The organism is Cupriavidus sp. WGlv3 (assembly GCF_023952475.1).
GTDB classification, from domain to species: Bacteria; Pseudomonadota; Gammaproteobacteria; order Burkholderiales; family Burkholderiaceae; genus Cupriavidus; species Cupriavidus phytorum.
On the sequence record NZ_JALHRX010000052.1, the window covers coordinates 1 to 6,817 of the forward strand.

Sequence of the window (6,817 nt, forward strand, 5' to 3'; positions counted from 1 at the left end):
GCCCAGCCGGCGGCAGGTGGCGGCCACGCGGCAGGCGATTTCACCGCGGTTGGCGATCAGGATCTTGTTGAACATGCGCCCTCCTTGTTATCCCCTAACCGGGATATTACGGCGGCGCGCCGTCCAGCGGGCACTTTCCTGTCACATCATCCCGCGTAGCCCTCGGCGCGGATGTCGAGGCGGGCCAGCAGCGCGCGATCGCGGTCGGCCTGCGGGTTGCCGGTGGTGAGCAGCTTTTCGCCGTAGAAGATCGAATTGGCGCCGGCCATGAAGCACAGCGCCTGCAGCGCTTCGTCCATGGCCTCGCGGCCGGCGGACAGGCGCACCATCGCTTGCGGCATGGTGATGCGCGCCACCGCGATGGTGCGGACGAACTCGAACGGGTCCAGCGCCTCGGTGCCTGCCAGCGGCGTGCCTTCGACCTGCACCAGGTTGTTGATCGGCACCGATTCCGGATACGGGTCCATATTGGCCAGCTGCGCGATCAGGCCGGCGCGTGCCTCGCGCGACTCGCCCATGCCGACGATGCCGCCGCAGCAGACGTTGATGCCGGCATCGCGCACATGGCCGATGGTGTCGAGCCGGTCCTGGTAGGTGCGCGTGGTGATGATCTTGCCGTAGAACTCGGGCGAGGTGTCGAGGTTGTGGTTGTAGTAGTCCAGCCCCGCCTCCTTGAGCTGCTGCGCCTGCTCGGCCTTGAGCATGCCCAGCGTGACGCAGGTCTCCAGCCCCATCGCCTTGACTTCGCGCACCATGTCCATCACCGGCTCCAGGTGGCGGTCCTTGGGGCTGCGCCAGGCCGCGCCCATGCAGAAGCGGGTGGCGCCATTGGCCTTGGCCGCGCGCGCGGCGTCCATCACTTCTTCCAGCGCCATCAGCTTCTCGGCCTTGACGCCGGCATCGTGGTGCGCGCTCTGCGGGCAGTAGCCGCAATCCTCCTCGCAGCCGCCGGTCTTGATCGACAGCAGCGTCGACAGCTGCACGGTGTTGGCATCGAAGTGTTCGCGGTGTACCTGCTGGGCGCGGAACAGCAGGTCGTTGAATGGCAGCGCAAACAGCGCGGCGACGTCATCGACGCGCCATTTGGCATCGTCGGGCAAGGCATGCTGGCGCGCCGTCTGGCGCAGCGATTCGGCGGAGATGGTGGTAACGGTGTGGGCTTGGGTCATGGTCAATGAGATTTTGTAGTTGTCAGGCGGCCAGGCCGGCAGCCTCGGCCTGGTATCGAGTGGCGGCAGTCAACAGCGGCGCGAGGTCGAGCCGGTCCGCCGCGGAGGCGGGCGCCAGTTGCCAGGGCAGTTCGCCCAGGCAGGGCGCATCGAGCGATGCGTGCAGCGTGGCGATGTTCTCGTCGGCCAGCAGCATGTCCGGGTCGACCCGGTTGGCGATCCAGCCGGCCAGCGGCAGGCCGCGCGCGCGGATGGCTTCGGCGGTCAGCACGGCGTGGTTCAGGCAGCCGAGCCGGATGCCGACCACCATCACCACCGGCACGCTCAGCATCACGGCGAGGTCGGCGGTGTTCCAGCGCACCGCGCCGGCGTCGAGCGGCACGTTGAAGCCGCCCACGCCCTCCACCACCACGGCATCGGCCTGGCGGCGCAGCGCGTCGAAGGCATCACGGATGGGTGCGCGCGTGATGCGCACGCCTTCCTGCGCGGCCGCCAGGTGCGGCGAGCACGGCGTGCGCAGCAGGAACGGGCAGGTCTGGCCCAGCGGCACCGCGACCGAACTGGCGGCGCGCAACTGCGCCACGTCGTCGTTATGCCAGTGGCCGTCGCGCCATTCGCTGCCGCTGGCCACCGGCTTCATGCCGGCGGTGCGGTAGCCGGCGGCATGGAGCGCATGCAGCAGCGTGGCGCTGGCGTGGGTCTTGCCGATGCCGGTGTCGGTGCCGGTGACGAAGCAGGCAAAGCGAGCCACGAGAGGCACGGGCGCGCGCGGGTTCATGCCGCCTCCCGCTGCGCCACCGCGGCGCTCAGCGCATCCAGCAGGCGCCGCACATCGGCCTCGGTGTGGGCGGCCGACAGCGTGATGCGCAGCCGTGCCGTGCCTTCAGGCACGGTCGGCGGACGGATCGCGCCGACGCGGATGCCGTCGGCCTCCAGCGTGGCCGACAGCGCCAGCGCGGCACCGTTGTCGCCGACGATCAGCGGCTGCACCGCGGTCTGGCTGTCGCCCAGGGTCCAGCCTGCGATCGCGGCCAGCTGGGCCAGCCCCTCGCGCAGCGTGGCGATGCAGCGCGCCAGTTGCGCGCGGCGTTGCCGACCCTCGTCGCCTTCGATGATGGCCAGGCTGGCCAGCAGCGCATGCGCGACCGCGGGCGGCGCGGCCGTGGTGTAGATATACGGCCGCGCGGTGTTGACCAGGTGCTCGATGATGGTCTCGTGCGCGGCGACGAAGGCACCCGCGACGCCGGCAGCCTTGCCGAGCGTGCCGATATAGATGAAGCGTTCGGACGACAGTCCGAGCGCTTCCAGCACGCCATGCCCCTGCTCGCCGAGCACGCCGAAGCCGTGGGCATCGTCGACGACGATCCACGCGTCATGACGCTCGGCCAGCGCCAGCAACTGGCGCAGCGGCGCGACGTTGCCGTCCATGCTGAACACGCTGTCGGTGACGATCAGCTTGCGTGCGCTGGTGCTGGCCGCGAGCAGCGCTTCCAGCGCTGCGGTGTCGCAATGCGGGTAGCGCTGCACCTCGGCACGCGCCAGCCGCGCGCCGTCGATCAGCGAGGCATGGTTGAGCGACTCGCAGAACAGCGTCGCGCCGGCGGTGCCGAGCGCGGTCAGCACGGCCATGTTGGCCATGTAGCCGGTGCAGAAGTACAGCGTGCGCGCCTGTGCGATATGCGGCGCGAACCAGCGTGCCAGTTCCGCCTCCAGCTGCGCATGCGCGAGCGAATGGCCGCTGACCAGGTGCGAGGCGCCGCTGCCGGCGCCGTAGCGCTGCGCGCCTTCCACCAGCGCGGCGACCACGCCAGGATGATTGGCCAGCCCGAGGTAATCGTTGCTGCAGAAGGTCAGCAGCGATTCGGCCTCGGTGCCGTCCTCGCCCACGGCCTGGTGCGGCGCGCAAGCAGTGTGCGCGATGCGGCGGCGGCGCGTCAGCGCCAGCGCATGGCGCTGTTCCGCGGCCTGTGTCAGTTGTTCAAGCAGCATGGCGCACCTCCTTGCCCGCGGTCACGTCGTCGAGCGTGGCCAGCATTCGTTCGCCCAGCCAGCGCGCCTGCGCGGCGTCGAAGACGTAGGGCGGCATCACGTAGAGCGTATTGCCGATCGGTCGCACCAGCAGCTCGCGCGCACGCGCGGCATGGTGGAAGCGCGCGGCGAAGTCGGCGCCGGCAACGTCGTCACCGACATCGGCGGCCCAGATCAGGCCACGCTGGCGCACATGCCGCACGCGAGCGTCGGCGGCCAGCCCCGCCATGCCGTCGGCCAGCCACTGCGCACGGTCGCGGTTGCGCGCCAGCACATCGTCCTGCGCGAACAGGTCCAGCGTGGCCAGCGCCGCGCGGCAGGCGAGCGGGTTGCCGGTGTACGAATGTGAATGCAGGAAGCTGCGCGCGAGCTCGTCGGCGACGAAGGCACGCTGGATTTCCGGGCGCGACAGCACCAGCGACAGCGGCAGGTAGCCGCCGCTGATGCCCTTGGACAGGCACAGGAAATCGGGCCACGCATGCGCGGGCAGCGGCGCCTCGGTGCCGCGCGACTGTTCCCACGCGAAGAAGGTGCCGGTGCGCCCGCATCCCACCGCGATCTCGTCGGCGATCAGGTGCACGCGGTAGCGGCCGCACAGCGCGCGCACGCCGTCGAGGTAAGACGGGTCATGCATCGCCATGCCGGCGGCGCCCTGCACCAGCGGCTCGACGATCAGCGCGGCAATGGCTCCGGCGCGCTCGCGCAGCAGCGCCTCCAGCTCCGCCAGCGCGCGCGCCGCCACGTCGGCGGCGGACTCGCCGCGCCGGGCTTGCCGCGCATCGGGCGACATCACCACATGGGCGCGGCGGATCAGCGCGTCGTAGGCGTCGCGGAAGATCTCCACGTCGGTGACGGCGAGCGCGCCCACGGTTTCGCCGTGGTAGCCGTGGCGCAGGCAGACGAACTCGCGCTTGGCCGGCAGGCCGGTGTTGCGCCAGTAATGGAAGCTCATCTTCAGTGCGATCTCGACCGCCGAGGCGCCGTCCGAGGCATAGAAGACATTGCCCAGCGCGCCGCCGGTCAGCGCCGACAGGCGCTCGGCCAGCTCCACCGCGGGCGCATGCGTGCAGCCCGCGAGCATCACATGCTCGAGCGTCTCCAGCTGGCCTGCCAGCGCGGCATTGATGCGCGGGTTGGCATGGCCGAACAGGTTGACCCACCAGGAACTGGTGGCGTCGAAATATCGCTGGCCGTCGGCATCGTGCAGCCACGGGCCTTCGCCGCGCACGATCGCGAGCGGCACGGCGTGATCGTCCGGACGCAGGCGCGTGCACGGATGCCAGACGGCGGCGCGGCTGCGCTGGCCCAGTGTGGCCGCGACGCTGCCTGGGGAAAGGGACAGGTGGTCCAAGATAGCCCTCCTTGGTTGGCCGTCCGCGCTGGCGCCGCCGGCAGAGCCGGTCGGCGCGATGGTCGCGGACGGATTGGGAGGGTCATGGTAGGGAAGACTTCCGCGGCTTGGCAATGCCGCAAGATTTTTCCCGTTAGCGCAGCGTTGACCGGATTTAGCGGATGTTGCCCGCAAGAAGCACTGCGCTTGTGGCTAGCGTGCCGCCATCTCCACGCAGTCGCACCCGGTCTTTATTTGAACTCAGGCCGGACGCCACGACGGCGTGCGCTTCTCCAGGAACGACTTCACCCCTTCCCGCCCCTCTTCCGAAGCGCGGATCTTCGCGATGCGGTCGGCCGTGTCCGCCAGCAGGTCGTTGTCGATCACGCGACCGGCGATGTCCTGCACCAGCCGCTTGCTCTCGCGCACGGCGTTGGGGCTGTTGGCCACCAGCGCGGCCGTCAGTTCGGCGACCTTGCCGTCGAGCGCCTCGGCCGGCACCACCGCGTGCAGCAGGCCCAGGCGCAGCGCCTCCGCTGCGTCGAAGCGCTCGGCGGTGATGAAGTAGCGGCGCGCGGCCTGCTCGCCCATGGCGCGGATCACGTACGGGCTGATGGTGGCGGGCAGCAGCCCCAGGCGCGCCTCGGACAGGCAGAAATGCGCATGCTCGGCCGCGACCGCGATATCGCACGCGGCCACCAGGCCCATGCCGCCGGCATAGGTATCGCCCTGGATGCGCGCGATCACCGGGCGCGGGCACGACCAGATGGTGTGCAGCATCTGCGCCAGCGTCAGCGCATCGGCGCGGTTCTGGTCGTCGGAGTAGCCCGCCATCTTCTTCATCCAGTTCAGGTCGGCGCCGGCGCAGAACGCCGGGCCGCTGCCGGCCAGCACGATGGCGCGCACCTCGTCCATGTCGCCCAGCGCGCGGAAGGCGCCGGTCAGCTCGGCGATCACGGTCTCGTTGAAGGCATTGCGCACGTCCGGCCGGTTCAGCGTGACGGTGGCAACGTGGTTGGCGATATTGACGGTCAGGGCAGTGAATTCCATGGTTCGCTCCGTTGGCGGATATGGCGCATATAGCGGATAGGGAAAATGTGGCTCAGGTGTCCGGATCGAAGGGCAGCCCCAGCGAGCGGAAGAAGTCGCCCACCTCCGGCAGCCACACCGGGATGCCTTCGCGCGCGCTGAACAGCCGGTGCGAGTCGGCGCCGAACTCGCCCACGTCGACCAGCCGGGCCTGCGCCGCCGGGCCGCTGGCGCGCGCCTTGAAGGCGTTGAACATGCGGCCGGGCAAGGGCACCGGCCAGTAGCTGTCATTGTCGCCATAGACCCACAGCGACGGGTAGCGTGCCACGCTGCCGTAGGCGGCGAAGGCATCGACCAGGCGCTCTTCCCAGTCGGGGCAGTTCAGGTTGCGCAGCCCGCCGGCGAAGTTGACCACGCCGCGCACGCCGGGATAGGCGATGGTGCTGAAGGCCATGGTGGTCAGGCCGCCGTGCGACTGGCCGATCACGACGATGCGGTCCATGTCGACATAGGGCTGCGTCGCCATGTAGTCGAGCGTGGCGACGACGTCGTCGGCCTGCATCATGCCGTTGGTCTCGATGTCGCAGCTGCCGCCGATATAGGCGCCGCCCGAACGCGCGAAGCCCTGCCGCATCGGCAGCACCACCACGTAGCCGCGGCGCAGGAACTCCACGCTCTGCGCCGGGAAGCGCGCGCGGCCCTGCATGCCGGGCCGGCCCGGCGCCTTGCCGTGGTTGATTACCACCAGCGGGAACGGCCCGGCGCCGGCCGGCTTGAACACCGTCGCTTCCAGGTCGATGCGTGACGGGATCGCGGCCTTGGGCAGCATCACCACCTGCTCCTGGAAGCGCACGCGCGCCGCCGACTGGCCGTTGCCATCCGCCATCTGCGCATGCCCGCACAGCGGCGCCAGCAGGGCGAGCGCCGTGGCCAGGGCAAGGCGGTGCAACAGGCGGACGGTGCGGTGCATCAGGAGTCAGGCAGTATCGGGTATGGCGCGACCTACATGCGGAACACGCCGAACTTCATCTCGTCGATCGGCGCGTTGAGGCTGGCCGACAGGCCCAGCCCCAGCACCGTGCGCGTCTGCGCGGGATCGATCACGCCGTCGTCCCACAGCCGCGCGCTGGCGTAGTACGGGTGCCCCTGGTGCTCGTACTGGTCGCGGATCGGCTGCTTGAAGGCGTCCTCTTCCTCCGCGCTCCACTGGCCGCCCTTCGCTTCGATGCCATCGCGGCGCACCGTCGCCAGCACGCTCGCG

General features: G+C 70.0%; 8 protein-coding genes. All 8 read right to left on the bottom strand.

What is annotated here, in order from left to right; translation table 11 throughout:
• The coding region (locus MKD38_RS31210; RefSeq protein ID WP_171516668.1) for a biotin carboxylase N-terminal domain-containing protein at window positions 1–75 on the bottom strand (75 nt) is incomplete at its 3' end.
• A gap of 71 nt (window positions 76–146) precedes the next feature.
• Window positions 147–1,169 carry a biotin synthase BioB gene (bioB, locus tag MKD38_RS29950; protein ID WP_252682386.1) on the bottom strand — a complete coding sequence of 341 codons (1,023 nt, stop codon included), beginning with the start codon at window positions 1,167–1,169 and terminating at the stop codon, window positions 147–149.
• Between the two features lie 22 nt (window positions 1,170–1,191).
• Entirely contained in the window at window positions 1,192–1,947 is a 756-nt protein-coding gene (gene bioD, locus MKD38_RS29955; protein WP_252682388.1) for a dethiobiotin synthase, read from the bottom strand.
• Complete coding sequence (gene bioF, locus MKD38_RS29960) at window positions 1,944–3,158, bottom strand: 8-amino-7-oxononanoate synthase (protein ID WP_252682390.1); 1,215 nt, start codon at window positions 3,156–3,158, stop codon at window positions 1,944–1,946. Before bioF ends, bioD begins: the two co-directional genes overlap by 4 nt.
• Window positions 3,148–4,548, bottom strand: a complete 1,401-nt coding sequence (bioA, locus tag MKD38_RS29965; RefSeq protein WP_252682392.1) for an adenosylmethionine--8-amino-7-oxononanoate transaminase — start codon at window positions 4,546–4,548, stop codon at window positions 3,148–3,150. The genes bioF and bioA overlap by 11 nt, the downstream gene beginning before the upstream one ends.
• Before the next feature lie 240 nt (window positions 4,549–4,788).
• On the bottom strand, window positions 4,789–5,577 hold the full coding sequence (locus tag MKD38_RS29970; RefSeq protein WP_252682394.1) for an enoyl-CoA hydratase/isomerase family protein: 789 nt from the start codon (window positions 5,575–5,577) through the stop codon (window positions 4,789–4,791).
• 52 nt (window positions 5,578–5,629) lie between these two features.
• The gene (locus MKD38_RS29975) at window positions 5,630–6,526 is read right to left on the bottom strand and encodes a dienelactone hydrolase family protein (protein ID WP_252682395.1); all 897 of its coding nucleotides are present in this window, start codon (window positions 6,524–6,526) and stop codon (window positions 5,630–5,632) included.
• Between the two features lie 32 nt (window positions 6,527–6,558).
• The coding region (locus MKD38_RS29980; protein WP_305882540.1) for a carboxyl transferase domain-containing protein at window positions 6,559–6,817 on the bottom strand (259 nt) is incomplete at its 5' end.